Annotated in this window: 1 protein-coding gene; it reads right to left on the bottom strand. The window is 63.3% G+C overall.

What is annotated here, in order from left to right; all coding sequences use genetic code 11:
- Positions 1-1,143, bottom strand: a 1,143-nt coding sequence (locus tag DESPIG_RS12590; RefSeq protein WP_040370255.1) for a methyltransferase domain-containing protein, incomplete at both ends; no start/stop codon positions are given.

Raw genomic sequence — 1,143 nt, 5'->3', positions numbered from 1 at the left:
CGCCTTTTTCCATGTTCAGCGGGAAATTGCACGCCCTAGATGCTCTCTGGCTCAGAGCTTCGCCCTCCGTGAACCAGCTCCAGGAACTGCTTTTCGTACCGCGTGCCGCCGCGCATACCAGTGTTTCCGGGGTGCACAGGGCCGCCACGATGCGCAGAATATGCTCTCTGTCCTCCGGGAACGGCACGCTGTTCAACACGCTGGAAACGAAAATGGCGCTGAATGGCGTACCAGCCCGCACGGCGGAAAGAAAGCCCATGGCCGAAGCGCGCCCCTTTTCCCTGTTTACCGTGTCACCGTCAGCGGGATACGGCTCAAACTCCGTCACGCGGATGCCTGCGTGCCGGAGCATCCGAGCTTCGTCGCCCTGTCCCGAACCGAAGTCCAGCACGCTTTCCCCGCAGGCGGCCTTCCATTTTTCCATGAAAGCGGCATCCAGCCGCACGTCGGAAAGCCGCTTGTGCCGGTACACCGGCAGCACGAATGCTCGACCAAGATAGGTGCGATGCAGCCATTTCCGCCGGAACGCGCCGTAGCGCAGGAAGTCGGCATTGTCCCCCGTGAAACGGAAGTCCATGCTCAAAAGGTTCAGCATGGCGCGGGCCAGTTCCGCCCGGTCTTCATCCAGCGTGACTACGGCTATTTCCTTCCGTCCCTTGCGGGCGGCGGCTTCCAGCCTGCCCACGCCGTTGATGACCGTGCCGTCCGGCGTGGTTACGATGGGCAGATTGACGCCGAGGCGCGCCAGCATCCGGCCCACATTGGCGGCATGACGCACGAAGCGGGACACGTTGCGCCGGGCAAGAGGCGAGACTTCCCGCATCTCGGCGGCCATGCAGGGGAAGAAAGCCGAGCTCTCCGGGGAGATGTCCGGCAGTTTTTCGGCCAGGGAATGAACGTCAGCCCCGCGCAGGGCCGCGCTCATGTCCCGCTCTGTATCCTGTATGGCTATGTCATTGGTAGCCCGGTTGAACAGGATATTGATGCCGCGCCGCCTTTGTTCCGGCACGTCCACACGCAGCACGGGGACGCGGGTAATCCCCATGTCCACGGCCACGGCGTGCCGCTGATGGCCGGAGAGGATTTCTCCGTCCGTGGTCGCCACCAGCGGCAGCAGGAAGCCCAGCTTACGAAGAGACAGGC

Source organism: Desulfovibrio piger ATCC 29098, assembly GCF_000156375.1.
Classification (GTDB): Bacteria; Desulfobacterota; Desulfovibrionia; order Desulfovibrionales; family Desulfovibrionaceae; genus Desulfovibrio; species Desulfovibrio piger.
The sequence above is the reverse complement of the archived record's forward strand: the minus strand, read 5'-3'. Positions and strand labels throughout refer to the sequence as shown.